The organism is Chryseobacterium sp. (assembly GCF_022869225.1).
GTDB lineage: Bacteria > Bacteroidota > Bacteroidia > Flavobacteriales > Weeksellaceae > Chryseobacterium.
The window spans coordinates 3758384-3781993 of record NZ_JALIHL010000001.1; the positions used below are offsets into that span (position 1 = coordinate 3758384).

At 33.9% G+C, this 23610-nt stretch carries 30 protein-coding genes and 4 pseudogenes; 28 read left to right on the forward strand and 6 right to left on the reverse strand.

What is annotated here, in order from left to right; genetic code table 11:
• Positions 1 to 211 precede the first annotated feature (211 nt).
• The gene (locus tag MUW56_RS17540) at positions 212 to 385 is read right to left on the reverse strand and encodes a hypothetical protein (protein WP_292014402.1); all 174 of its coding nucleotides are present in this window, start codon (positions 383 to 385) and stop codon (positions 212 to 214) included.
• A gap of 49 nt (positions 386 to 434) precedes the next feature.
• Here MUW56_RS17540 and MUW56_RS22860 point away from each other — a divergent pair, with 49 nt between their 5' ends.
• Both MUW56_RS22860 and MUW56_RS17550 read left to right on the forward strand, forming a co-directional pair.
• Positions 435 to 1661 (forward strand): RHS repeat domain-containing protein, encoded by a 1227-nt coding sequence (locus tag MUW56_RS22860; protein ID WP_367118532.1) that lies wholly within the window; start codon positions 435 to 437, stop codon positions 1659 to 1661.
• Between the two features lies 1 nt (position 1662).
• Positions 1663 to 2376: a hypothetical protein gene (locus tag MUW56_RS17550; protein WP_292014403.1), complete on the forward strand. Its 714-nt coding sequence runs from the start codon at positions 1663 to 1665 to the stop codon at positions 2374 to 2376.
• A 34-nt stretch (positions 2377 to 2410) separates the two neighbouring features.
• Here the strand turns inward: MUW56_RS17550 and MUW56_RS17555 are convergent, their stop codons facing one another.
• Positions 2411 to 2692: a helix-turn-helix transcriptional regulator gene (locus MUW56_RS17555; RefSeq protein ID WP_292014404.1), complete on the reverse strand. Its 282-nt coding sequence runs from the start codon at positions 2690 to 2692 to the stop codon at positions 2411 to 2413.
• Between the two features lie 69 nt (positions 2693 to 2761).
• On the opposite strand from MUW56_RS17555, the gene MUW56_RS17560 reads away from it, so the two are divergent.
• From MUW56_RS17560 to MUW56_RS22870, 5 genes are all read left to right on the forward strand, one after another.
• On the forward strand, positions 2762 to 3163 hold the full coding sequence (locus MUW56_RS17560) for an RHS repeat-associated core domain-containing protein (protein WP_292014405.1): 402 nt from the start codon (positions 2762 to 2764) through the stop codon (positions 3161 to 3163).
• 74 nt (positions 3164 to 3237) lie between these two features.
• On the forward strand, positions 3238 to 3684 hold the full coding sequence (locus MUW56_RS17565; protein ID WP_292014406.1) for a hypothetical protein: 447 nt from the start codon (positions 3238 to 3240) through the stop codon (positions 3682 to 3684).
• Positions 3665 to 3958 carry a hypothetical protein gene (locus MUW56_RS17570; RefSeq protein ID WP_292014407.1) on the forward strand — a complete coding sequence of 98 codons (294 nt, stop codon included), beginning with the start codon at positions 3665 to 3667 and terminating at the stop codon, positions 3956 to 3958. Before MUW56_RS17565 ends, MUW56_RS17570 begins: the two co-directional genes overlap by 20 nt.
• The gene (locus MUW56_RS22865) at positions 3948 to 4283 is read left to right on the forward strand and encodes a hypothetical protein (RefSeq protein WP_367118533.1); all 336 of its coding nucleotides are present in this window, start codon (positions 3948 to 3950) and stop codon (positions 4281 to 4283) included. The genes MUW56_RS17570 and MUW56_RS22865 overlap by 11 nt, the downstream gene beginning before the upstream one ends.
• On the forward strand, positions 4276 to 5022 hold the full coding sequence (locus tag MUW56_RS22870) for an RHS repeat-associated core domain-containing protein (protein WP_367118534.1): 747 nt from the start codon (positions 4276 to 4278) through the stop codon (positions 5020 to 5022). The genes MUW56_RS22865 and MUW56_RS22870 overlap by 8 nt, the downstream gene beginning before the upstream one ends.
• Positions 5023 to 5243: 221 nt before the next feature.
• Here the strand turns inward: MUW56_RS22870 and MUW56_RS17580 are convergent, their stop codons facing one another.
• The gene (locus tag MUW56_RS17580; RefSeq protein WP_292014408.1) at positions 5244 to 5585 is read right to left on the reverse strand and encodes a hypothetical protein; all 342 of its coding nucleotides are present in this window, start codon (positions 5583 to 5585) and stop codon (positions 5244 to 5246) included.
• Between the two features lie 80 nt (positions 5586 to 5665).
• On the opposite strand from MUW56_RS17580, the gene MUW56_RS17590 reads away from it, so the two are divergent.
• Both MUW56_RS17590 and MUW56_RS17595 read left to right on the forward strand, forming a co-directional pair.
• Complete coding sequence (locus tag MUW56_RS17590; protein ID WP_367118535.1) at positions 5666 to 6667, forward strand: RHS repeat-associated core domain-containing protein; 1002 nt, start codon at positions 5666 to 5668, stop codon at positions 6665 to 6667.
• Positions 6639 to 7112, forward strand: coding sequence for a hypothetical protein (locus MUW56_RS17595; protein WP_292014409.1), 474 nt, complete (start codon positions 6639 to 6641; stop codon positions 7110 to 7112). The genes MUW56_RS17590 and MUW56_RS17595 overlap by 29 nt, the downstream gene beginning before the upstream one ends.
• A 97-nt stretch (positions 7113 to 7209) precedes the next feature.
• Here MUW56_RS17595 and MUW56_RS17600 read toward each other — a convergent pair whose 3' ends face one another.
• On the reverse strand, positions 7210 to 7416 hold the full coding sequence (locus tag MUW56_RS17600) for a helix-turn-helix transcriptional regulator (protein WP_292014410.1): 207 nt from the start codon (positions 7414 to 7416) through the stop codon (positions 7210 to 7212).
• Between the two features lie 4 nt (positions 7417 to 7420).
• On the opposite strand from MUW56_RS17600, the pseudogene MUW56_RS17605 reads away from it, so the two are divergent.
• The 17 genes and pseudogenes from MUW56_RS17605 to MUW56_RS17675 all read left to right on the forward strand — a co-directional run.
• Positions 7421 to 7768 (forward strand): annotated as a pseudogene (locus MUW56_RS17605) (RHS repeat domain-containing protein); the annotation flags it as partial.
• A gap of 66 nt (positions 7769 to 7834) precedes the next feature.
• On the forward strand, positions 7835 to 8353 hold the full coding sequence (locus MUW56_RS17610; RefSeq protein ID WP_292015434.1) for a reprolysin-like metallopeptidase: 519 nt from the start codon (positions 7835 to 7837) through the stop codon (positions 8351 to 8353).
• Positions 8353 to 8697: a hypothetical protein gene (locus tag MUW56_RS17615; RefSeq protein ID WP_292014411.1), complete on the forward strand. Its 345-nt coding sequence runs from the start codon at positions 8353 to 8355 to the stop codon at positions 8695 to 8697. The genes MUW56_RS17610 and MUW56_RS17615 overlap by 1 nt, the downstream gene beginning before the upstream one ends.
• 107 nt (positions 8698 to 8804) lie before the next feature.
• Positions 8805 to 9659, forward strand: a pseudogene (locus MUW56_RS17620) (RHS repeat-associated core domain-containing protein); the annotation flags it as partial.
• The gene (locus MUW56_RS17625) at positions 9637 to 10095 is read left to right on the forward strand and encodes a hypothetical protein (protein ID WP_292014412.1); all 459 of its coding nucleotides are present in this window, start codon (positions 9637 to 9639) and stop codon (positions 10093 to 10095) included. The pseudogene MUW56_RS17620 and the gene MUW56_RS17625, both read left to right, overlap by 23 nt.
• Before the next feature lie 179 nt (positions 10096 to 10274).
• Positions 10275 to 10424: pseudogene (locus MUW56_RS22875) on the forward strand (CHC2 zinc finger domain-containing protein); the annotation flags it as partial.
• 328 nt (positions 10425 to 10752) lie between these two features.
• The gene (locus MUW56_RS17630) at positions 10753 to 11307 is read left to right on the forward strand and encodes a hypothetical protein (RefSeq protein WP_367118536.1); all 555 of its coding nucleotides are present in this window, start codon (positions 10753 to 10755) and stop codon (positions 11305 to 11307) included.
• Positions 11282 to 12103 (forward strand): N-acetylmuramoyl-L-alanine amidase, encoded by an 822-nt coding sequence (locus MUW56_RS17635; protein ID WP_367118537.1) that lies wholly within the window; start codon positions 11282 to 11284, stop codon positions 12101 to 12103. Before MUW56_RS17630 ends, MUW56_RS17635 begins: the two co-directional genes overlap by 26 nt.
• Positions 12104 to 12546: 443 nt before the next feature.
• Positions 12547 to 13464 (forward strand): RHS repeat-associated core domain-containing protein, encoded by a 918-nt coding sequence (locus tag MUW56_RS17640; RefSeq protein WP_292015436.1) that lies wholly within the window; start codon positions 12547 to 12549, stop codon positions 13462 to 13464.
• Positions 13461 to 13853, forward strand: coding sequence for a hypothetical protein (locus MUW56_RS17645; protein ID WP_292014413.1), 393 nt, complete (start codon positions 13461 to 13463; stop codon positions 13851 to 13853). The genes MUW56_RS17640 and MUW56_RS17645 overlap by 4 nt, the downstream gene beginning before the upstream one ends.
• Positions 13854 to 14057: 204 nt before the next feature.
• Positions 14058 to 14207 (forward strand): annotated as a pseudogene (locus tag MUW56_RS22880) (CHC2 zinc finger domain-containing protein); the annotation flags it as partial.
• Between the two features lie 433 nt (positions 14208 to 14640).
• Positions 14641 to 15078: a hypothetical protein gene (locus MUW56_RS17650; protein ID WP_292014414.1), complete on the forward strand. Its 438-nt coding sequence runs from the start codon at positions 14641 to 14643 to the stop codon at positions 15076 to 15078.
• The gene (locus MUW56_RS17655) at positions 15047 to 15571 is read left to right on the forward strand and encodes a hypothetical protein (RefSeq protein WP_292014415.1); all 525 of its coding nucleotides are present in this window, start codon (positions 15047 to 15049) and stop codon (positions 15569 to 15571) included. Before MUW56_RS17650 ends, MUW56_RS17655 begins: the two co-directional genes overlap by 32 nt.
• Before the next feature lie 204 nt (positions 15572 to 15775).
• The gene (locus tag MUW56_RS17660; protein WP_292014416.1) at positions 15776 to 16264 is read left to right on the forward strand and encodes a hypothetical protein; all 489 of its coding nucleotides are present in this window, start codon (positions 15776 to 15778) and stop codon (positions 16262 to 16264) included.
• 160 nt (positions 16265 to 16424) lie between these two features.
• The gene (locus MUW56_RS17665; RefSeq protein WP_292014417.1) at positions 16425 to 16733 is read left to right on the forward strand and encodes a hypothetical protein; all 309 of its coding nucleotides are present in this window, start codon (positions 16425 to 16427) and stop codon (positions 16731 to 16733) included.
• A 186-nt stretch (positions 16734 to 16919) separates the two neighbouring features.
• Complete coding sequence (locus MUW56_RS17670) at positions 16920 to 17414, forward strand: hypothetical protein (protein ID WP_292014418.1); 495 nt, start codon at positions 16920 to 16922, stop codon at positions 17412 to 17414.
• Positions 17415 to 17951: 537 nt separating this feature from the next.
• Entirely contained in the window at positions 17952 to 18275 is a 324-nt protein-coding gene (locus MUW56_RS17675) for a hypothetical protein (RefSeq protein WP_292014419.1), read from the forward strand.
• 447 nt (positions 18276 to 18722) lie between these two features.
• Here MUW56_RS17675 and MUW56_RS17680 read toward each other — a convergent pair whose 3' ends face one another.
• Positions 18723 to 19067: a MerR family transcriptional regulator gene (locus tag MUW56_RS17680; protein ID WP_292014420.1), complete on the reverse strand. Its 345-nt coding sequence runs from the start codon at positions 19065 to 19067 to the stop codon at positions 18723 to 18725.
• Positions 19068 to 19594: 527 nt separating this feature from the next.
• On the opposite strand from MUW56_RS17680, the gene MUW56_RS17685 reads away from it, so the two are divergent.
• Positions 19595 to 20476: a helix-turn-helix transcriptional regulator gene (locus MUW56_RS17685; protein WP_292014421.1), complete on the forward strand. Its 882-nt coding sequence runs from the start codon at positions 19595 to 19597 to the stop codon at positions 20474 to 20476.
• Between the two features lie 148 nt (positions 20477 to 20624).
• Here MUW56_RS17685 and ccoG read toward each other — a convergent pair whose 3' ends face one another.
• Positions 20625 to 22067: a cytochrome c oxidase accessory protein CcoG gene (gene ccoG / locus MUW56_RS17690; RefSeq protein ID WP_292014422.1), complete on the reverse strand. Its 1443-nt coding sequence runs from the start codon at positions 22065 to 22067 to the stop codon at positions 20625 to 20627.
• Between the two features lie 256 nt (positions 22068 to 22323).
• Here ccoG and MUW56_RS17695 point away from each other — a divergent pair, with 256 nt between their 5' ends.
• Complete coding sequence (locus MUW56_RS17695; protein WP_292014423.1) at positions 22324 to 23217, forward strand: SMP-30/gluconolactonase/LRE family protein; 894 nt, start codon at positions 22324 to 22326, stop codon at positions 23215 to 23217.
• The last annotated feature ends 393 nt before the right edge of the window (positions 23218 to 23610 follow it).

A 23610-nucleotide genomic window follows, 5' to 3' on the forward strand; every position in this document is an offset into this window, starting at 1 on the left:
GGCTTTGTTATTTCTAAAATGCTTTGCAGCTTAGTTTGTTTGAGGAATGCATCAAGGAGAGCGAAGACATGCTATCTGTCGCTCTTTTTCAATTTTTTGGATATCCAGAATTTTAGAAACAATATTTTTTTCCAAAAAGAACATCTATAAACCCTACAGGATAATCCAACGAAATTTCCAAAGCTTCTGCTAGTTGTGTAACTATTTCAACTTATCCGGGTTCTGTTTCAAAGCTACCCCAGCCGGTACGATTTTCTATCTCTAATGATTTCTGAATTGAAATGGTGGCCATACCGCAACGGTAAAGCCATGGGAGGCATCCAGATATTTTTTTGGTGAATTCCTTTAGGTTAAGAAGATTCTGAAGCAAAGATATTTCTTCCATTGAATATAATTATTTAAATTTACCTAATAAAATAACCCAAAGTTCCACTATGACCAAATATATATGTCGGGCAGATGGTATAAAAGTAAAGAAGTTCTTTGGAGACAAGATTGAAGCGGATTATCTGGATGGATTCCAGTACAAGTCTACATTTTCGATGGAATCCTGGAACGGAGAAGGAACCTTTCATCCGAATCCTAATGAAATCCCCGTTTTAAAGCTGAGAATTATTCCGACCTCTGAAGGATATTACGATGCCCTGTTGAACAGGTATGTCTATAATTATACAGATCATTTGGGAAATATAAGATTAAGCTATACCGATACCAATGGAGACGGAATCATCCAGCCCCGAAGATATAATGCATCCAACTGTACAGGCTTGTTTTGCATAGATGATTGGAGACCGGGAGAAATAGTAGATGTTAATAATCATTATCCGTTTGGCTTACTGCATAATTATACAAGGACTACACAAAATGCGTATCAGTATAAGTACAATGGTAAGGAGTTGCAGGAGACAGGAATGTATGATTATGGGGCAAGATTTTATATGCCGGATATTGGACGTTGGGGTGTTGTTGACCCACTAGCGGAGAAAACGAGAAGATGGACACCATATGTTTATGCCGGAGATAATCCTATGAGATTTATCGACCCGGATGGAAGAACCTGGGGAGACCCGAAAGATGAACAAAGGTTAACTAAGAATGTTAATAATAGAATTGCTGATTTAAATAAAAGCAATGCTAAAATTCAGGCGAAGATTGATAAAGGAGGTTTAAGTGATAAACAATTAACTAAGCTTAATACTCAACTTGCTGATAATAATACTATGCTTGGTAGTATGAATCAATCGCTGACAGACATCAAAACGATTGCAGATGCTAAAGAAACTTTTTACCTAACAGGTCCTAGCCAAGATAATGGAACCCACGGTGTTGTGAAGACAACAGGAAAGGATGGTAAAGAAAGAATAAACATAGAAGGAACTGGAAGCGCATTACACTTACACGAAATAAGGCACGTCGGCCAAAGTTATGAAGCGGGAGGAATGAAATTTAATAGTAAAGGGCAATTAAAAACAAGTGCAAAAAGTTTTAGCGAAGGAAGAGCCGTAGAAGTAGAAGCCTATAAAACAGGATATTCTTATGACACGAATAGTTATCCTGTTCCTGTAAAGTCTGTAAATGATATTAATGAGGAGAACTTGATGGATATTAAGACAAGTGATGGAACTCAAGTCTATAAGGCTCTAGATGTTAAAGATAAATAATATGAAGAACTATATAATAATATTATTCCAATTCTGTTTTTGTGGTTATTTTCATAGTCAGGCTATAAATGATTATTCAGGCGTTTATAAAATAAAAGGTTCTGGACAAAAATTAGAATTAGATTCAAAAGGGTTGTATATTTTGTATAATCCCGATTCTTTTGGGCATCTTGCTACAGATTTTTGTGAATACGCATCCAAAGGACAGTGGAATAAAGTAAGCTCTGATGTTATAGATTTAACAAGTGAAAATTACTATTCAAAACAAGAAGGGTTTAAATACGATTTAAAACAGGAGTCAAAACTTTCTCAGGATAGTATATATATTGATGTAATACTTCCGAAAGATTTTGAAGAAGTTGCAACTCCAGAATTTGACCTTTTATTTAACTATAAGACTTCTAAAAGAATCAGGAGTGCAAGTAATAGAATAAAATTGTCAAAAAAGGATTATTCTTTGATTGGAGTAAAAAATCAAATAATCCTTGACTTAGTGTTTAGTGCTAAAGGAGATGTCTTTTTCAAGAATAGATTAAGGTATAATATTTTACAAGACTATAATTTAGATACAGATAAATACAACTATTTTACAATTAGTCTTCCTAACTTTAATCAATGTTTTTACGATTTTGAACCCTATTATCACAGTTATATCTATGTAAAAGATAGAAATACTTTAATGTGGAAGGGGGAAGAATGGATAAAGCAAAAATAACAAGAAAGCCAACTCAATTGAGTTGGCTTTTATTTTACATAATGCTTTGCAATTTAGTTTGTTTAAGAAACGCATCCAGAAGAGCGAAGATATGCTGTCTATCATTCTCTTTTAGTTTTTGTATATATAATATTTTAGAAACAATATTTTTATCAAGTAGAATATCCGTAGACCCTACGAGGTAATCCAGAGATACTTCCAAGGCTTCTGCTAACTGTGTGGCCATCTCAATAGATGGCTTTACTTCCTCACGCTCATATCTACCGATGACAGCACCGTGGACACCTACGAGTTTGCCCACTTCGTCCTGCGCCATCTTTGATTATGTGAAAATAATTATATTTACAATTATACTGATTATCTAGGAAATGTATTACTGAGTTACATGAATAACGGATCAAGAGTGGAGATTATTGAAGAAAATAATTATTATCCCTTTGGCTTACTGCATAATTATACAAGGACTACACAAAATGCGTATCAGTATAAGTACAACGGTAAGGAGTTGCAGGAGACAGGAATGTATGATTTTGGCGCACGATTTTATATGCCGGATCTGGGAAGATGGGGTGTGGTAGATCCAAGAAGCCAATACACTCATGAAGCTTACAGCTACGTTTGGAATAATCCGATAAGTTTTTGGGATCCTACAGGAATGCAGGGAGAATTGGCTTATCCTGATCGGGATGGTAGGAAAGATGGAGAATTTTGGAAAGATTCAGATGGAGAGTTTTACTGGGATGCAAAAACAGCGTCTGGAAAGACTTTAACAATGGGAGTTCCATAATCACTCAGGTTAATTTACTGGGGAAATCCAAAGACAGCAATAATAGCGGGTATGCTGCCGCTGCCGCCCTTGGATTGAGCACCTCAGAAAGTGGTGTCGGGTTGTTTATCCTTGCAGCCGTAGGGCTTGCTTATATTGTAGATCAGGCTACAAAACCTCCTTTGCAATGGCATACAACAATTGCAGATCCTGGTATAGGTTACGGAAGTATGAATGCCGAAAGTAGTGATGAAGATAAAGATGTAAATGGGGTTGATGTTCCTAATGATTCTATTTCTGGGAATGAGAACAGAAAAGGTGGTGGAAAGAATGGACAACATAAAAATCTTAAAGCTAAGCAGAGTGCTGGGGAAAAATATCAAGAAGCGAAAGCTGAATATGAAAAATTAAGAACAAAACCTAATAAATCAAAAGAAGAATCAAAAATGGTTGAAAAATTAAAGAAGCAAGCAGAACACTGGAAAAGAAAAGCAGACGAAACAGGAGAAAATCATAGTAGAAATGCAAAAGGGACTAGATAAAAACCTATATACTGTAATCATGTATTACCAAGGAGGAACATATATAAGCCAAGTAATGGCTAAAGGAATTAAAGATGCTCTAATTGTGTGGACTCGTGAATTAGATATATCTATAATTGAAGAGCTTAATGACAATAATAAAAAATTATTGCAAGAATTAGCAGTAAAAGAAATGCCTTCTTTAATTGATGGAATGACAAATATTTGGTATACGGATTTTTTATTATCTGATAATTATATGCATGCTCATATTATTAAAACAAATGAGTTTTAATGATGCAATATTATGTTTAAAGTTGCCCCCGCTGGCGCGAGCGTCTCGCTCGTGTCCACAAATAAAACAAAACCACTGCTCTTGCGGTGGTTTTATTATTTTCTCTTATAAAAACCACTATATTTACCAGTACAGAGATCACCTTGGCAATGCCAGAGTAAGCTTTGCAAAAAACAGCGAAGGCGCTCTTGAAATAACCGATGCAAACAACTACTATCCATTTGGATTAAACCATATTGAAGGAATGCTTAGTACTTCTAATTTTGGAGGGTATTATAGTTATAAGTACAATGGAAAGGAGCTTCAAGAGACGGGGGATGTATGATTATGGCGCAAGATTTTATATGCCGGATGTAGCAAGATGGGGTGTACAAGATCCTCACCAGGAATCGTATTTAGATCATTCACCATACAATTATGTTGGAAATAACCCGATTATGAGAATTGATCCGGACGGAAGAGATTGGTATTATACTGGTGATGGACAATATCTTTATAATAAGGATTTAAACAGGGACAATGCCTCTCAATTTTTCAAGGACAATAATATTGAAGGAGCCAAATATGCTTTTGCAAATAACACGATGGGGAATATGAATTATGCTGCAGATGGGTACATATATGATGACTCTAAAGAAGGAGGAGGAAAAGTTGTTGAAGATGGGAAAATGCATGAGATTGAAGAAGTTGTAATGACACATGAGCCATCTACAGCTAGAAAAGGTTGGAATTTTGTTGCGGATAATTTAATTTCCCCACCAATGGAAGGTGTTTCAGTTATCGGACATATTCTTTATGGTAGTTTTGTTGCTTTTCCACAACAGGCTATTGAAAAGGAAAAGATTTATGGTCTACATGTAGAAATGGATGTAAATGTTCTTAAATTTAAGAATGGCAATCTTCAACATGTAACCTACAAAGATGGTGATCCGATGACTGAAGCAGAGCAATTCGAAGCATTTGCTAAACCGGGTGTCGAGGCGATGACTGCAGGTGTAGCCTTTGGTTTTAATCCATTTACTAAGTTTGGTGCTGTAGGAAATGCGGTTGGCAATTGGGAGTAAATACAGCTGCTAAAACTGCTGTAAAAAAAGGAATATATCAATTAGGTCCTAAAAAAGATAAAAAATGATAGATTTATTGTTTGGTTTAGTTGGAACATTTATTAGATGGATTTTTATATATAAATGTAATTCAAAAAAAATGGCAGAATCTTATAATTCTGACACGACACAAGAAGGAATAAAGAATAATTTAGCAGGACTTCTTTTGATACCTATAGCTATTATAGTAGGAGTAATGTTATATTATTTAGAAAAGAAATAATAATTTTATGGATAAAAAAAGCAAAAGCCACTCTAAAACGAGTGGCTTTTGTATTTATAAAATGCTTTGCAACTTCGTTTGTTTTTAGAAAAGCATCAAGGAGAGCGAAGACATGCCATCTATCATTCTCTTTTAGTTTTTGTATATCCAATATTAAAAACAATACTTTTTCCAATAGAATATCGTAGACCCTACAAGATAATCCAAAGACACTTTCAATGCCAGTTGTGTAGCCTCCTCCATAGATGGTTTTTACTTTCTCACGCTCATATCTAGCAATGGCAGTACCGTGAACGTCCACCAGTTTGTCCCACTTCGTTATTTGAAAATAAGTATATTTACAACGATACTGATCATTTAGGAAATGTACGATTAAGTTACATGAATAACGGATCAGGAGTTGAGATCATTGAAGAAAACAATTATTATCCTTTTGGGTTGAAACATGAGGGGGTGAATGTGTTGGCGGGGAACCCTGCTTATCAGTATAAGTACAATGGGAAGGAGCTTCAGGAGAATGGAATGTATGATTATGGAGCGAGAATGTATATGCCGGATATTGGAAGATGGGGAGTAACTGATCCTTTAGCAGAAAAAATGCGTCGTCATAGTCCTTATAATTATGCTTTTAATAATCCTATCAGATTTATTGATCCCGATGGTAGAGCTCCTGTTGATGATCATTTTAATAAATTTGGACGTTATATTGGAACTGATAATAAGAAAACCAATAATGTCGTTGTACATACTAATAGTTCTGCTACAAAATTATCTCAATTAAATGGTAATACAGGAGCTGCAAGTTTATCTCAATTGGATTACAATAAAAAAGGAACTATAACGGCAGTTTCAAAAGTTTTAGCACATTATGCAGGAGAAAAAGGAATTGGAGGCTATGTAGGTGTAGGAACATACTCTAAGGGAGATGCTCACACAAATGGACGAGGAAATATTTTCTTTAATACTACAGCTTTAAAAGGAGGCGATTATGATAATGCCTATAACATCCGGTCTACATTAAACCATGAAGGAGGAAAGTCTGGGCATAAAAATGAAAATTTCAAGGGAGATTATACTTTTGAATTACATGCAAAAGTTTACTTAAATGAAGCTATGAATCCAGATTTTGGAAAGACAACAGAAAGTTATCGGGCAGGGCAATCCACAGCTTTTGGATTACGTGTTCTTAATGCGGTAGATAAAGAATCCAAGTATGGAACTAATCTTATGAACATGATTGATACATACAATGAAAAAAATACAGGAGGTGTACATATAAACTTATATTCAGGTGGAAGTACTTTACCTACAATAACACCTCAGGTAGGAGACACATATTATAAACCAGTACCCTATGAAGATATTAAACAACCCCAAGATTAGTTTACTTTTTTTAGTTTTTATTGTTTTTTCATGTAAAGAAAGTAAACAAGATAAAATACAGTCAGCTTTTGCGGGTGATAACAGTAAAAAATGGTATTGTTATAGTATTGACGAAGATCATTCATTTTACCCTTATAGAGTAAAAGAGTTTTTCAAAGATGGACGACAAATCCAATATATCAATAATTACACTACTAAGAATTTAGATACAATCCCAAGGAGTGATATGTACAATCCTGAAAAATGGTTTATTATAAACGATTCGGTTGTTAGTATAGATTCTGAGAGAAATCCGGTAAGTGGTTCTTATCATAAGAACACCAGTAAAATACTTTATTATAGTAAGGATACTATTATTTTGCAGGGGACAAAGCGAAGTAATTATGAGGGAGTTTTAATCCTTACACGCTATAAGGACAAAGAAAGAAAACAAACAAATAAGTAAACAAAAGCCAACTCAATTGAGTTGGCTTTTGTTTTACATAATGCTTTGCAGTTTAGTTTGTTTGAGAAAAGCATCAAGGAGAGCGAAAACGTGTTGTCTATTTGTCGTTCTCTTTTAGTTTTTGGATGTCAAGGATTTTGGAGACGATATTTTTTTCCAAAAGAACATCTGTAGAACCTACAAGATAATCTAAAGAAATCTCCAAAACTTCCGCCAGTTGTGTCGCCATCTCAATAGACGGTTTTACTTCCTCACGCTCATATTTAGCGATGACAGCACCGTGAACGTCCACCAGTTTGTCCACTTCGTTATTTGAAAATAAGTATATTTACAACGATACTGATCATTTAGGAAATGTACGATTAAGTTACATGAATAAAGGGTCAGGAGTTGAGATCATTGAAGAAAACAATTATTATCCTTTTGGGTTAAAACATGAGGGGGTGAATGTGTTGGCGGGGAACCCTGCTTATCAGTATAAATACCAAGGGCAAGAGCTCCAAGAGACTGGTTTTTATTCGTTTAAGTGGAGAAATTACATGCCGGATGTGGGAAGGTTCTTTAATATTGATCCTTTAGCTGAAAAATACACTCATAACAGTACTTATGCATTTTCTGAAAATAGAGTTATTGATGCGAGAGAATTAGAAGGGCTAGAAGCTGAGCTAATTAATAAATCTACAAGGAATACCCCTGTATCTAATGATATATCTGGATTTAATTTGAATACCCCGGCAAAAGTTGAATTAAGAACAAATGTTGTACAAGGCTCTTTTACCAATGAACAAGTTCAACAAAAACTTTCAACCGTAGAAAATAACTTTAAAAAAGAAGGATTCGATCTTACAATTATTCAAGATAGTAATGCTACTTATAACATTGATATGACTTTTTCAGGACGATCTGTAACAGTAGTAAATGATGACGGTACTACTACTTCAGGAACGGTTCTCGGAGACGCCCCACTTGGAAATCCTATTACTGCAACTGTGAATGCAAAGAATGGAAATACGGATACAATTACACACGAGATTGGTCATACCTTTGGTGCAGAACACATCTGGGAGCCAAACTCAGGAGTTGAAAATACACCTGCTAATATTAATAATAGGATGAATTCATATGAAAACCCAACTTCTTCAATGAAAGGGTTAGGTACAGAATTTAATAAAAATCAGATACAGAAAATGGAAGAAACTGTTAAAGCTAACTCATTTAGACTACCTCAAAATAAAAAATAATGAAAATAGTATTTTTTTTAATAATGGTTTTACTGACCAACAATAGTTGCTCCGCACAAAATAATATTGATTTTTATTATCAGGATAAAACGAAAGCAACAGCAACAGATAGCGCTGCATATAAATCTTATTTGGAGAATATTCCAAAAGAATTTCTTAAAAAAGATTACGAAGTCTTATTATTTTTTAATAACGCTGCTTTTATTGACGATGTTATTACTATAAATGGTAAAAGCTATAATTTTGAAAACTATACCTGCGGATATAGACAAATTAGAATTATTAAAAGTGAGGGAAAGATAAAAATTACATCTAAGAAAAAGAAAGCATGGAGTTTGATTTAAAAAAAGGAATTGATTATATTATTATTAACGGAGGATTTGATAATAAATGGAGTGTCACATTTTCAGAATATTTTCCTACAATGGAATGCTTGTAGAATTATAAGTATAATGGTAAAGAGTTGCAAGAGACGGGAATGTATGATTATGGCGCAAGGTTTTATATGCCGGATGTTGCAAGGTGGTTGTCTATTGATCCTCTTACCGAAAAGATGAGAAGATTCAGCCCTTATAACTATGCTTGGGATAACCCAATTATGTTTGTTGATTATGATGGAATGTTTGCTACGCCACCAGATGATTATATTGATGCTTCAACAGGTAAATATTTGGGAAGTGATAGTGCTGCAACTAAAAACGTCCGAGTTATATACAAAAGTGACTGGAATAATATAACGTCTGAGAACGGAGGTTCTTTATCCATAACGGCAACAACGGCTTTACAAGCAAGTAGTTCGGTTGTTACAGTCAATAATACTCAGATAAATTCTGATATTAACAATGCCAATAATGAAACTATTGCCGATCAAACCAAAGAAAGACAGGTGTATGTTGGTATTGAAGTTACCAGAGGAGATGTTCCGACAGCGCAAGTGACTTCTTCGAGAGGTCCAGATGGGATTGATGGAAAAACGACAATAACAATGGATCAGCGAGGAGATGCATCGGGAAATATTGTGAAACAAACATTTGGAGGAACTAAATTACTTCCAACAGCTCAGGTACATACACATAATACTTCACAAAATCCTACTCTCACAAATATACCTGGAACATCGTCATTAGACGTAAGCACTTCAAGTTCTTCTACAGGATTTAATATTCCAGTGTACGCGGTAGACTCTTATACTGGTGTTCAGCCAAGTGGAAATTCTATACATAGAGTTATGCCAAATGGTACACAGACTAATAATATTGGTCAAGAATCACTAAATAACTTTGTTGATAAACAAAAAACTCCGTAATGAAAAAAGCTTATTAATCTTATTGTTAAATTTTTGTTTGTGTAGTTGTTATTCACAAAAGAAAACTTCGGATATAATATATTTTCTGCCTACCTCTGTTGTTGAAATTCTTAGCAAAGAAGTTCAAAAAAGAGGCTCAAATAATAAAGTTTATGTAGTCTTGGATAAAGAAAATGCAGATACTTATGTTTTATATTTAAATAATCTTTCTAATTCTCCAGAGAATTTTTGGGTAGAGAATAGTAATAGATCTGTTTTTGTAGAGAAAAATTTAGTTCCTCTTTATTTTTATACTGACGAATATTTTTCATTTGCAGAAAAGGGAGAAAATGTATTAAAGAAATTAGGAACAGAGGAGGATATAAAAAAAGTTATTAGTATTCGAGAAAATACTTTTTCTATAAAATTTAAACTCAATGGAGAAATAGTAAAGTAAAATAAAACCCTCGCAAAGCGAGGGTTTATTGTTTTATAGCACAGCCACATTTTTATTAAAGAAGTCTTTAAATTTTTGTTTGGTAATCATCGTTTTGAGCATAGCGAAGATTACATTTTTGTCTTTTTCTTCCAAGCTGTTTATTAGCCTTACCTGTTCAATTAAAGTTTTATCTTCTACATTGTTTTTATCACGAAGACAATACAGCAAGCTTACAGGTCAATTCGGAAAGGAACTTTTACAAGTGTCATTCTTGCAGAAAAAGTGGTGATGTGATCCCAACACTCCCGCATAATTGCATCGTGTGGCAGATAAAAAAACCTTCGTAATTAGACTGTCCTCAAAAGTTTAGACAAAATTTACAGAATCTTAAAACAAAAACTCTTTTTGCCTGATGAATTCTGCTTTCCCGAGCTCAGGCCTGTCGATACGAATAATGATTTCGGAAATATTGCTAAAGTATCCTGGAAAACATTAACCAAAGATAATGAACACCTGTGGAAAGATACTGTTATATGTATAAATTCTTTAAACAGGTTTACAAAAGGTTTTATCTAAAAATACGCACCTATATGCTCATGAATAATGGATAAAGATATTTCTTCCATTGACTATAATTATTTAAATTTACCTGATAAAATAACCCAAAGTTCCACTATGACCAAATATATATATCGGGCAGACGGTATAAAAGTAAAGAAGTTCTTTGGAGATAAGATTGAAGCGGATTATCTGGATGGATTCCAGTACAAGTCTACATTTTCGATGGAATCCTGGAACGGAGAAGGAACCTTTCCGAATCCTAATGAAATCCCCGTTTTAAAGCTGAGAATTATTCCGACCTCTGAAGGATATTACGATGCCCTGTTGAACAGGTATGTCTATAATTATACAGATCATTTGGGAAATATAAGATTAAGCTATACCGATACCAATGGAGACGGAATCATCCAGCCCCGAAGATATAATGCATCCAACTGTACAGGCTTGTTTTGCATAGATGATTGGAGACCGGGAGAAATAGTAGATGTTAATAATTATTATCCTTTTGGCTTACTGCATAATTATACAAGGACTACACAAAATGCGTATCAGTATAAGTACAATGGCAAGGAGTTGCAGGAGACTGGGATGTATGATTATGGGGCAAGAATGTATATGGCGGATATTGGTAGATGGGGGGGCTGTGGATCCGCTTGCGGAGAAATCTAGAAGATTTTCAACTTACACTTACGCTCTGAATAATCCGATTTATTTTACCGATCCTGATGGAATGGATGTCGTAGAATCGGCTTCAGGTACAATGTATACTGGAGCAGATGCACAATCAGCATTTTTAGCATTGCGAAATCAATTAGGAGGCGGTCCTGGTCCCAAAATTATTTCTAGAAAAGAATGGGGAGCAAAATCTCCTATTTTAGGAGGTGGACGCTCATATGAATATATTACTGCTACGATTAAAGCAAAGACTTTTTTTGGCACAACATATGACCAATCAGTATCGATACCTACTGACTTGTCAAAATATTATAACACTATAACATTGCATCATTCTGGAAATGGAGATAACTATATGATTATAAAAGAATTGCAAGAGAAAGAACAAGATGCTGGTTATGCAGATATTCCATATCATTTTGCTATAGATAGTAAGGGTAATATTTACGAAGGTAGACCTATAAACATAAAAGGTTCGCACGTAAAAGGTGGAAATACTGGGAATATCGGTATTGTTTTGATGTCTGATCTTGATACAGAAAATAAAGGTTTAGGACTTGTTAGTAGTATAATAGAAGGATTTGGAGGCAATGGAGGTGCAAGCACAGAAATGAGACAATCTGTAACGGATCTTGTTTCTTATTTAAATGGTAAATATGGTATCCAATATTTAGGAGGTCATAAAGAGAAAGCTACTGATCCAAGAAATTGTCCCGAAGATGGAGGGATGAAAATAGTCGACTATTTAAGAAATAAATTACATATGTTATCTCCAAAAAATGAAAACTAAAAAAATCTTCTTTTCTATGTATTAAGTTTTATCTCATTAATCTTAATACTGTTAACTGATAATATTTTCCACGATGATGGAACCAAATTATTAGATATAATTGTAATTACAATTATAATATTAAATTTTATCCTATCTTTTTTTACTTCTGGAAATAAATTATTGATTTACACTGCTGTTTTACAGTTTTTATATACTATTCTTACTGTAAACTACAATGATGAGATGGATAGTTACTTTTATAGATTAAATTACATTTTTAGTCTGGCTAAAATCCAAAATAATTCATTGTCAGCAATGATACAAAATGTTTGGTTTATGTCCTTTTTATTATTAACTATCATAGAAGTTATGTTGCTGATGAGAATAGTTTATAAAAGAATAATCAAAAGAGATTAAAAAAGATATAACAAAATAACCTCGCAATTTGCGAGGTTATTTATCTGTATAAGTACAATGGCAAGGAACTGCAGGAGACGGGGATGTATGACTATGGTGCGAGGATGTATATGCCGGATCTGGGAAGATGGGGTGTGGTAGATCCGCTGGCGGAACAATATAGAAGACATTCTACTTATAATTATGCTGTGAACAATCCTATAAGATTTATCGATCCGGATGGAAGAGGTATTGAAGAAACATCCTCAGGAACGACTTATACCGGAGCTGATGCTCAATCTGCATTTAGATCACTACAAAGCCTTATGAGCTCTCAAAAACCTCCAAATGAATATGAAGTAGATTTGAAAACAGGAAAAACTAGACAAATTAGTGATTTAGGTGGCAATGAGATTGATTTTTATCACTATGTAGGAGGTGGGGCGCAATTTAATGGAAAAACAAGAATTGTTGATAGAGCAACTGGTGATGATCAATGGATGGCTTCATCAAAGAACTTGAAAGGTTATACTCGAAGAATGAACAGTACTAATTGGGCAAATTTATATGATGAATTTTTAAGTGGTGGTGGTCCTGAAAACAGTTTGCTTGTGGGAAAAGAAAATACTGCTGTAAAACAACTTATGGAAACTGATATGTATGAAACTGCAGTAGATTATTTTAGAGATACATCTATGAATGAAAAGACTTCTTTTTCTGGTATGTTTGGACTTATTGGCTTTGCTGCAGAAGGTAGCAATATGCAAGGTCAATTTATGGGCAAAACCAATTTTAGCTTTTATCCTGTTGGAAATAAGGTCGTTGTAATGGCTTTTGACTCTAAGTCTGTATCATCTTACTCTCTTAATCCATTTAATAAGGCTGAATCAAGAAATATTCCTAGAACAAATGGTGTCGGTGCTCCCCAAAGTACTACTAGACAAACGTATTTATTTTGGGTAGATAAAAATAAAATGAAATGAGAAAAATAATAATGTTTTCTATATTAGGCTCAATAATTATGATGAGCTGTGCAGCAAAAAAAAGTTTATTAGGAAGTTATTCTTTTAAAGGAGAAAATATAATTGATACACTCATCCTCAAAAATGATATTTATATACATAAAATTTACAATAAAGATCTTAAGCTAATGTATCAAGGAGAAGATCAGTGGACTATGGAAGGTGATAGAATTACCTTGTTAAGATTTTATAACAATGAAGATAATGAGTTAGAAGAACCTTTATCAAATAAGGATGCTGAGAAATTTTTGATGATCACTTCTTTTCCTGTTTATAAACAAAATAGTGAAACGATTATAGAAGTGAATTCAGATGAAAATATATTGTATAAAAAAACTTCTACACGTTAGTACAAATTTTCTATCTGTATAAAAACACAAACCCCACCGCATTGCGGTGGGGTTTGTTTTATAGTGCAGCAACATTTTTATTAAAGAAGTCTTTAAATTTTTGTTTGGTAATCATCGTTTTGAGCATAGCGAAGATTACATTTTTGTCTTTTTCTTCCAAGCTGTTTATTAGCCTTACCTGTTCAATTAAAGTTTTATCTTCTACATTGTTTTTATCACGAAGACAAGACAGCAAGCTTACAGGTCAATTTGGAAAGGAACTTTTACAAGTGTCATTCTTGCAGAAAAAGTGGTGATGTGATCCCAACACTCCCGCATAATTGCATCGTGTGGCAGATAAAAAAACCTTCGTAATTAGACTGTCCTCAAAAGTTTAGACAAAATTTACAGAATCTTAAAACAAAAACTCTTTTTGCCTGATGAATTCTGCTTTCCCGAGCTCAGGCCTGTCGATACGAATAATGATTTCGGAAATATTGCTAAAGTATCCTGGAAAACCTTAACCAAAGATAATGAACACCTGTGGAAAGATACTGTTATATGTATAAATTATTTAAACAGGTTTACAAAAGGTTTTATCTAAAAATACGCACCTATATGCTCATGAATAATAGATAAAGATATTTCTTCCATTGACTATAATTATTTAAATTTACCTGATAAAATAACCCAAAGCTCCACTATGACCAAATAATTTGAAGCCAAAAACGATGGAGAATACCATAAAGAGGGTGTCAATTTAGTATACAATGTGAGGAATAACTCAGAAACAGGGAGTCATACTTTAATGCAAAGAACAACAGACAGAAGAGGGGAAAGAAATATTGTTGTTAGTTTATCTAGAAAACCATTTGGTTCATCAGGAAGTAATATGTTTAATACAGTTGGACATATTGCTCACGAATCTTTTTTTTATGCTGAAGATGATGCTGAAGACTTTTTAGATGATGGATATTCTAACAACTCAACTTTACCCAAAGAATATAGACAGTACGATAGGGTTTTAGGTTCGCAAAATGCTGATCATTATTATATTTCTAGAGAATACATTAAAAACCCAGAAAGCACAAATGTTAACAAGGTTTATAATATTTTAAAACAAGTAAATGAGCAATTAAAGCTTAAACTTGGGAATACTCAAATAAAAACACAGATGTGGGAATTTGAAGGATCATTAATAAAAGTAAAAAGAGATGGAAAGGAGGAATATGATACTAAAAAATAGTTTAATTTTTTTATTTATCTGCACAATACTGTGTGGATGTAAAAAAGAAATAGAATTTATTGAAATAACTGAAGGACGTAGTATGAATCCATCTGAGCCTAGGATTGGAATAAAAATCACTTCTAATAATGACTTGTACTTATGTAAAGAAATAATAATCGACGGAAGAAAAACAGAAAAGTACAAGTATTATAAAAACACTAAACCTGTTAACTTCGAAAAATTTAAAAAAGAGATTATTAGCACTTTTAAAAATAATATAGAGCCCACTTATATTAAAGTTAATGATGCCACATATTACCAATTGTTTTACAAGGTTTCCTCAAAAGTGTATAAATCTAAGTTTATTGAAAGTGATTTGACAAGCACTCAAAACCAGATATTTTTTAAAATAATTAATTTATATAAGTTGAAAAATTATAAAGAGATATCAGAGTATGATTTTTCAAAAGAATTATTGAATGAAAAGCTTCCTCAGCCTCCACCTTTATAATTAGAAACACTGATACAACTCAGAATGCGTATCAGTATAAGTACAACGGTAAGGAGTGCAGGAGACAGGAATGTACGATTATGGTGCGAGATTTTATATGTCCGATATTGAAAGATGGGGTGTGATCGATCCATTGGCGGAAATATATAGAAGACATACACCTTAAGTAAAGCTCAGAAAAAAGAAATAGGTACTATTAATTCGATGATTAATGAAGTTAACAAGTCTGTGAATGATATAACCGATATGATCAATGATAAAAATAATGATTATGTATTCAAAGATGCTTCATTGAACGGTGGACTACCACAAACGATGAGAACAGGCAGTGCAGAAGTAACTATTTATTTTGATGATTATGATAAGAAAGTGCATGAAGGTAGACATGGAGGACAAATTGCCAGAGGAGAGTATGATACTGATACTTCAGGAAATTTAACATCTGGAAGTTTTGGAGCAAGTAAAGAAGTGGATGCTTACAAAGCACAATTATCAGCAGTTGGTCAAATATTATATAAACCTTATTTAGATTTTTCAAATCCTAGTAATTTGTTGAAAATAAATCAAGTACAAACCGTCACTGAGCTTAATGATATTAACAATAGTTTTCTTCAAAGTTTAGTTGATAATCCTGGGTTGAATCAATCTTTAATTTATCCTCCAGCAACTAATACAAGCTATTATGCACAATAAAATAACCTTAATTATATTTACTTTGTTCATTTCCTGCAAAAGCCAATCTTTAATGATAATCGGCAATGAATATATTTATGAACATAGTAATAGAAAATTGTCTATTCAAATATTGGATGAGAATAATCTCATTATTAAAAATGTTTTTAATTGTACGAATATGGCAGATCAGTTCAAAAATATAGTATTTAAAAAGAGATACCGTATTTCTAAGAATAAGATAATAATTTTGAATCCTCAAAAAGAAGAGTTTAACTTACCTTATTTTAATAATAGTGATTGCGATTTTCTGAGTGAAAAATATAGAACAAACATAAGAAAGCTTTATGATGGAAGGACATTTTATCCTGATGAATCTTTGTATCATATACCAAATATTGATACTTTAAAGATAACCCAAGACAACGATTTGTATTATTATAAAAAAGTTGAAAATAGAAGTGTTGGTTTTATATTCAAAAAGCAGTAATACTAGCTTTATAACCTTCCGTGAGCAGATAATAAAAGAACCCATCGCAATGCGGTGGGTTTCATTATATTGGCTTAAGAAAACTGCTATATTGATCCAGATGGAAATCTCGTAATTTTTATTAATGGTCAACATGGAGGTTCAGACGGATCACCTGAATATTGGCAGGGCAGATTTAGAGGATATATGACAGTTGCAGGAGGTCAGCCGATGCCAATGTATGATAGATTTGATGTAGCTGTAAGTAAACAACTAGGTGATTATAATCGTAAATATGTTGATGGAGCAATGGGAGGATGGGCAAATACTCTTTTTGCTGCAAAGAACGCAAACACTTCAGCTACAAATAGAATCAATTCAGGTTTTGCACAAGGCCAAAAAGATGCTGCAGAAATCATTAAAAATTTAGCACGAGATGAAACTACTGGGGCAATTGTAGAAACTATAAAAATCATTACCCATAGTATGGGTGGTGCATATGGAAAAGGATATGTGGAAGCTCTTAAAGAATATATTTCTACTCTTCCAAAAGAACAACAAAAACAAATAAAAATAACTTTAGTTGCAGATTTTGATCCATTCCAGGGAGGCAGCTTAAAAGTTGATCCAAATATCAAAACCCAACAATTTATCCACGAAGATGATAGTAATATTAAAGGAATGGGGTGGGCTTGCAAATGAGCAAGAGCAAGGAATGAGTGATAAGGACACATATACAAATACAGGATCAAGTACGGATCACTCAATTCTTACTTTTTTAAACGATATTAGTAAATTGCAAGAAGGTACATATCAATGGAATGGTTCTTCGTGGATTTGCATAACCTGTCAACATTAAATATCAGAAGAATGAAAAAGAAAATAATTATTGTTGTAATTCTTGTAATCTTAGTATTACTATTCTTTTATTTACAATATATTTACGGATGGTATAAGTTTAAGTTTACAAGGAAACTCCTAAAGAATTTGTGAGCAGTAATATAGTAAATAAAGAAAAATATTCTTCAGATAGTATGTATATTGTTCTTCAAATGCAAGGCTTTGTAAAAAATCATCAAGAAATTTTTTACAAAGCCTTGCATTTGAAGAACAATATACATACTATCTGAAGAATATGATGCATCTACTCAAATAATAGTAGACACCATTCTGTACAGTCCGGATTATAAAAAAATTGCAGTTTTCATAATTGCAAAAAATCCTATTAACAAGCAAAGAATGCCGGACAAAAATTACAATTGGTATTATAATGCAACTTGTTATCTTGGAATAAAAGAACAAGACTCTTTTTTGTTAAGTTGGATCGGCCCAAACTATACTAATTCATATGATATGAAAGATATATCAAAAAGAATAAGAAATTATTATCTTAAACAGAGATCTTCAAGCGCTAATAACAGTGATGCTAAGTATAATATTGATGATATTAGATATTGGAATTATAGTAAGGACTGGCAGAAAATAGAAAATAACAGGAAGATACAAAAGGATTTTGAAGAAGAAAAATTGAAAAATTCTGAAAATGAATATGTACCAAAATAAAAGAAAACCCTTGCTTTTGCGAGGGTTTTGTGTTGTAAAAATTGTTCTGTTTTTTTATTAGAAAACAGAACAACAATAAATAAATCTTCGGATTATGTTCAGGGATAGAATAAAAGGGCTGAATTTTTAGAGTTGTGGTAATGAATAAAAAATCATGATGGAAAAGCTAAAGACTTTACAAAAACAGCGGGGCTATACCCAGGAATGATGACCACTTCAAAAGATTTTGTATAAAAGAATCTTGATAATCATAATTCCGCACGCAAAGCAAAAGGAACTAATGAACAAGTATAAAAAGGAGTTTGAATTTTATGAATGCTGTAGAGCTCCGGGACTTATACCTCGGTCAATCATCTGAATAAAAAATGGGCTAATGATAGTACAGAATCAATATTTCAGGGAGCAAACTTTATCTGCCTCCGGTCATAGATTTGTTTAGCGGTGAAATTACTCAGAATCTCTTTCTCCCAAAGACTCTTTTAGCTTGATGAGCTCTGCTTTCACAAACTCAAGCCGGTCGATAATAGTAATGGTTTCGGAAATTTTGCTGTTGGTGGTTAAAGCAACACGCGCTCCATCTAAGGTGTAGCCTTTTTCTTTGACCAGATGATAGATCATCTGTAAATTCTTAATGTCTTCAGGAGTAAAGTACCGGTTGCCTTTTCTGTTCTTTTTAGGTTTGATAATAGGAAATTCCTGCTCCCAATACCGTATTAATGAAGTGTTTACATCGAATGCTTTAGCAACTTCTCCTATGGAATAATACAGTTTGTCAGGTAAATTTATTTTCATTTTACAGCTCCTAAGCTTCAAAGATAAATATTTTTTAAAGTTTCATCCAAATATATCTTTCAAAGTGTCTGCAGGTTTATACTTTATGATAAAATAAATATTTTATTCATGATATTGTGAAAAAAATACTTGTGTTTGCTTTTTTTTGTGTAATTTGGTGAAAAACAAATCGGTACGGCATAGTGAAATCACCATTCCGGAGCCGTAGAGGGTATGACAGAACGTTTTCTGAAAACCTGCATATAGGAAGCCCGGAATTCAGGGATGAGCCGTTCAGGCGGCGGCTTGGGGGATCAAAGTGCAGGCGGTAATATGAAAGAATCCAATGAAATATACCTAAAGAGTGTAGGTGATCAGACACTTCAGAAGGAATATATAACAGCAAATTGGTTATCAAATAATCAATCGTTAAATTTTTTACGATAAGGACTGGGTTTTTCCGGTCCTTTTTTATTGGAGACTTGCAGCTTGTCCTTATTTATAGTACTTTTATCAATAATCAATCCGTTTTCTCTAAATAATAGGTGATGAATTCTATTTCCGTTCTTCATATTGATCTTTTCCAGGCTGGAAGGACTGCTTCAGACTTTTATTTCAATACCATGAAAGATCACCTGGTTGTGGGACACCGGCATATAGAAAAACCGCACCGGCATGATTTTTATGCAGCTGTGCTTTTTACCGGAGGAACAGGTGTGCATGAGATCGATTTTCAAAAGCATGAGGTCTCTACAGGAAGTTTTTTCTTTTTATCCCCGGGACAGGTTCATAGCTGGGAACTTTCGGTGGATATTGAAGGATATATTTTCTTTTGTTCACAGGAGTTTTATGAGATGCATTATGTGAATCAAAAACTGAGGAACTTTCCATTTTTCGGTTCCGTATCATTTCCGAGGAAACTTCAGCTTGATGCCTCGGAGCTGCAGAAAAATATTACTTTATTTCAGGAACTGGGAAAAGAGTACCGGTCTAAAAATATTATGAAAGAAGGGTTTATGCTTTCCTTGATGTCTCAGGTCTTTATCAATGCAACAAGATTGTTTTCAAAGGATTTTGACACGATGGCTTCTTCAGCAGGACTTTCCTATTTTAAACATTATCAGGAGTTTGAAAGTCTGGTGGAACAGCATTTTACGGAGCATAAATCGATTTCTTATTATGCTTCCTCATTAGGAATTTCTCCTAAGCATTTGAACAGGATAACGCAGACTGTGGTTCAGAAAACGGCAACCGATGTGATTACAGAAAGAGTTGTTTTGGAAGCAAAGAGAATGCTGATGTACCTCGGCGAAAGCCTTGTTGAAGTCGCTTTTAGATTAGGCTACGAAGAATATTCCTACTTTGCAAGAGTCTTCCGGAAAAACTCCGGAATGACCCCTACGCAGTTTATAAAAAAATACAAGGCTTGACATTGAGCTGGAAGTTTAAGGTTCAAAGTTCAGGGATTAAAGTTGCCGGTTGTCACTTATTTACTCAAAGCTTTGGTGTTAAGTGAGAAGTGGTTTTTTCTAATCCCTGTTACATGCAATCCATTTCCTGTCACCTGCTGCCATCCTTCTACAATGCCAGCTTAAATGGCCCCTCAAAAGTAGTTTCAAAAGAGTCTATCAATTTCCCTTTCTCATCAAAAACACCGATCACCATGTTTTGTTTTGAAAACTTAATATCTTCTTCAGGGAAAGTGATATTGATATTTCCTTTCAGGATTTCATCTCCTTTTAAAATGATTTTTTCAGATCCGAAATAGGTAATCTCTGCATTGGAAGGACTGATCACCTTAATGGTTAAGGTCTTTTTCTCATTGGATTTGTTAAGAAGCGTATAAATAAAAGAGTTGGTGATTTTTCCGTTTTTAATAAAAAATGTAGAGCCGGCAGGTTTGATGAATTTGGCTTCCATAGACCCTCTGTCATACATTAAAAATCCAAGGAACCCGATCAGTAAGGCGAGGAAGACAGTAGTAGCCTTCATTCTGGATGTGAATTTGAATTTTTCCTGATTTTCAATTTCGGCTTCCGTAGCATAACGAATCAGCCCTTTAGGAAGCCCCACTTTGTCCATGACCTCGTCACAGGCATCAATACAGGCCGTACAGTTTACGCATTCCAGCTGCTGGCCGTTTCTGATGTCAATTCCGGTGGGGCAGACTACCACACATTGGTTGCAGTCGATACAGTCTCCTTTTCCGGTAGATTTTCTGTCTTCATTATTTCTCCATTTTGAACGGTTTTCTCCTCTTTTAAAATCATAGTAAACATTGATGGTCTGTTTGTCTATCAGTACACCCTGAAGTCTTCCGTAAGGGCAAACTAAAGTACATACCTGCTCACGAAGCCATGCAAAGACAAAATAGAAGGTCATTGTAAAAAATATCATGGAGATAAACTTCAGTGAGTGTTCTGCCGGGCCTTCACTCATAATGCGGAAAAGCTCTTCATAGCCCACAATATACATGAACATAAAATGGGAGATGACCAGGGAAATAAAAAGAAATACGGACCATTTGGTGAGTCTTTTTCTGATTTTTTCAGCATCCCATTCCTGTCGGTCAAGTTTCATTTGTTTGTTCCGGTCCCCTTCGATCCAATATTCGATTTTGCGGAAGACCATTTCCATAAAAAGCGTTTGAGGACACAGCCATCCGCAGAATATTCTCCCGAAAACCACTGTAAACAGCATGACAAAGATTACTGAAGTTACTGCTCCCAGCGCAAGGATAAAGAAATCCTGAAGGTAAAATGGCTGTCCCAAAATGAAAAACCTTCTGTCAATAACATTGATTAGCAGAAAAGGATTGTTATTGATCTTCACAAAAGGGAGTCCGAAAAATAAGGCAAGCAGAAAATAGCTGGTATAATCCCTGTAATTGGTATATTTTCCTTTGGGTTTCCGGGGGAATATCCATTTCCTTTTTCCGGTTTCATCCATTGTTCCTACTGAATTTCTAAAATCTTCATTTTCAATTTCTAAAGATTTGATATGGTTGGAATCTGCACTCATGCTGTATGCTATAAAAGTATTATAATGATATTAATGCAAGGTCAGGATTATTTTTCGGGCTGTTTTTTCAGATGAAAAAAAATGACTGATCCTGCTTCTGCAAAGCTCCGGATTATATGCTTTTACTCCTAATATGATCCACTTCAAAAATAGGACAATTAGGACATTGTGTTTGTAAAAGTTTAATGGATCAAATTGATAAAATAACTTTGAAACCTATTGCTCATGTTGTAAATTGCAGGCTTAAAAATGGAATATGAAGAATATCTGTAAAATAGGACTGATTGGTTTGGTTTTCGCATTGGTAAACTGCCAATCAGCAAATTATAGTAAAATGTTTTATGAAGGTGTACAGCCGGAAAAAGTTTCGGATAAGTTTAGTTTTACAGAAGGCCCGTCAGCAGATGAGGAAGGAAACGTATATTTTACAGACCAGCCTAATGATAAGATCTATTATTGGGACTGGAAGACCAACCAGATCATTGAATTTTTAAATAAAACGGGAAGGGCAAACGGGACCCACTTTGATAAAGACGGCTATTTGATTACCTGTTCAGATGATCAGGGAGAGATCTGGAAAATATCGAAAGATAAAAAAGTAGAGGTGATTGTAAAAGGATTTGAAGGAAAGAGATTGAATGGCCCTAATGATGTCTGGAATGATGCAGTGGGAGGGATGTACTTTACAGATCCTTTGTACGAAAGAGACTACTGGATAGATTTTAAACAGGAATTACTGCACAAAAGTCTTTATTACAGAAGCAAAGATGGGAAAACCATGAAGCTGGAAACTTTTACACAGCCCAATGGAATTGTGGGCAGTGAGAAATTGAAAAAATTATACCTTTCCGATATTGATGCCGGAAAAACATATGTTTATGATATCCTGGGTGATGGAAAATTATCCGAGAAAAAACTGTTTTGTGAAATGGGATCAGATGGGATGGTTTTGGATAAACACGGTAACCTTTATCTGACAGGAAACGGAGTTCATATTTTTAACCGTGACGGTAAGAAGATCTATCATATTCAGATTCCTGAAAAATGGACCTCCAATGTAACCTTTGGCGGAAAAAATAATGATGTTTTATTCATTACAGCTTCAAGGTCTGTTTATACTTTTCCGACAAAAGTGAGAGGGATAAAGTAGTTGCAGCTATAACTATTTTTTACCCCAACAGTCACAAAGTTTTTTATATCGAAACACTTAAGTACATTTAAAATCATCCTGCACAAAGTATATATTAAGAAGAAAATCAAAGATTTTCAAGAAACTTATGTGACCTTTTATGCGCAAATCTTGGCTCTTAAAATCACTAAAGTATTTAACTTTTGTGACTTTTGTGGTTAATAAATTGAGTCCTGAGTTTTTAATAAGCAACCTCCATTTTGCTTTTTTGCTTTTCATTCTGATACAATTAAGTACGTTTAAAAGCATCATGTACAAGGCTAATATAAAGAAGAAAATCAAAGATTTTCAAGAAACTTAAGTGAACTTTTACGTGGAAATCTTGGCTCTTAAAATCACTAAAGTGTTTAACTT

Excerpts from the sequence above, each read along its gene's own strand:
- MUW56_RS17660 (WP_292014416.1), top strand. The coding sequence starts at position 15,776 with ATGATTAATGAAGTTAACAAGTCTGTGAATGATATAACCGATATGATC.
- MUW56_RS17555 (WP_292014404.1), bottom strand. The coding sequence starts at position 2,692 with ATGGCGCAGGACGAAGTGGGCAAACTCGTAGGTGTCCACGGTGCTGTC.
- MUW56_RS17685 (WP_292014421.1), top strand. The coding sequence starts at position 19,595 with ATGAATTCTATTTCCGTTCTTCATATTGATCTTTTCCAGGCTGGAAGG.
- MUW56_RS17540 (WP_292014402.1), bottom strand. The coding sequence starts at position 385 with ATGGAAGAAATATCTTTGCTTCAGAATCTTCTTAACCTAAAGGAATTC.
- MUW56_RS17550 (WP_292014403.1), top strand. The coding sequence starts at position 1,663 with ATGAAGAACTATATAATAATATTATTCCAATTCTGTTTTTGTGGTTAT.
- MUW56_RS17560 (WP_292014405.1), top strand. The coding sequence starts at position 2,762 with ATGAATAACGGATCAAGAGTGGAGATTATTGAAGAAAATAATTATTAT.
- MUW56_RS22870 (WP_367118534.1), top strand. The coding sequence starts at position 4,276 with ATGTATGATTATGGCGCAAGATTTTATATGCCGGATGTAGCAAGATGG.
- MUW56_RS22865 (WP_367118533.1), top strand. The coding sequence starts at position 3,948 with ATGAGTTTTAATGATGCAATATTATGTTTAAAGTTGCCCCCGCTGGCG.
- MUW56_RS17630 (WP_367118536.1), top strand. The coding sequence starts at position 10,753 with ATGACCAAATATATATATCGGGCAGACGGTATAAAAGTAAAGAAGTTC.
- MUW56_RS17645 (WP_292014413.1), top strand. The coding sequence starts at position 13,461 with ATGAGAAAAATAATAATGTTTTCTATATTAGGCTCAATAATTATGATG.
- MUW56_RS17675 (WP_292014419.1), top strand. The coding sequence starts at position 17,952 with ATGCCGGACAAAAATTACAATTGGTATTATAATGCAACTTGTTATCTT.
- MUW56_RS17570 (WP_292014407.1), top strand. The coding sequence starts at position 3,665 with ATGCAAAAGGGACTAGATAAAAACCTATATACTGTAATCATGTATTAC.
- MUW56_RS17680 (WP_292014420.1), bottom strand. The coding sequence starts at position 19,067 with ATGAAAATAAATTTACCTGACAAACTGTATTATTCCATAGGAGAAGTT.
- ccoG (WP_292014422.1), bottom strand. The coding sequence starts at position 22,067 with ATGAGTGCAGATTCCAACCATATCAAATCTTTAGAAATTGAAAATGAA.
- MUW56_RS17590 (WP_367118535.1), top strand. The coding sequence starts at position 5,666 with ATGAATAACGGATCAGGAGTTGAGATCATTGAAGAAAACAATTATTAT.
- MUW56_RS17670 (WP_292014418.1), top strand. The coding sequence starts at position 16,920 with ATGACAGTTGCAGGAGGTCAGCCGATGCCAATGTATGATAGATTTGAT.
- MUW56_RS17595 (WP_292014409.1), top strand. The coding sequence starts at position 6,639 with ATGAAGATATTAAACAACCCCAAGATTAGTTTACTTTTTTTAGTTTTT.
- MUW56_RS17695 (WP_292014423.1), top strand. The coding sequence starts at position 22,324 with ATGAAGAATATCTGTAAAATAGGACTGATTGGTTTGGTTTTCGCATTG.
- MUW56_RS17655 (WP_292014415.1), top strand. The coding sequence starts at position 15,047 with ATGGAAAGGAGGAATATGATACTAAAAAATAGTTTAATTTTTTTATTT.
- MUW56_RS17665 (WP_292014417.1), top strand. The coding sequence starts at position 16,425 with ATGGCAGATCAGTTCAAAAATATAGTATTTAAAAAGAGATACCGTATT.
- MUW56_RS17650 (WP_292014414.1), top strand. The coding sequence starts at position 14,641 with ATGCAAAGAACAACAGACAGAAGAGGGGAAAGAAATATTGTTGTTAGT.
- MUW56_RS22860 (WP_367118532.1), top strand. The coding sequence starts at position 435 with ATGACCAAATATATATGTCGGGCAGATGGTATAAAAGTAAAGAAGTTC.
- MUW56_RS17615 (WP_292014411.1), top strand. The coding sequence starts at position 8,353 with ATGAAAATAGTATTTTTTTTAATAATGGTTTTACTGACCAACAATAGT.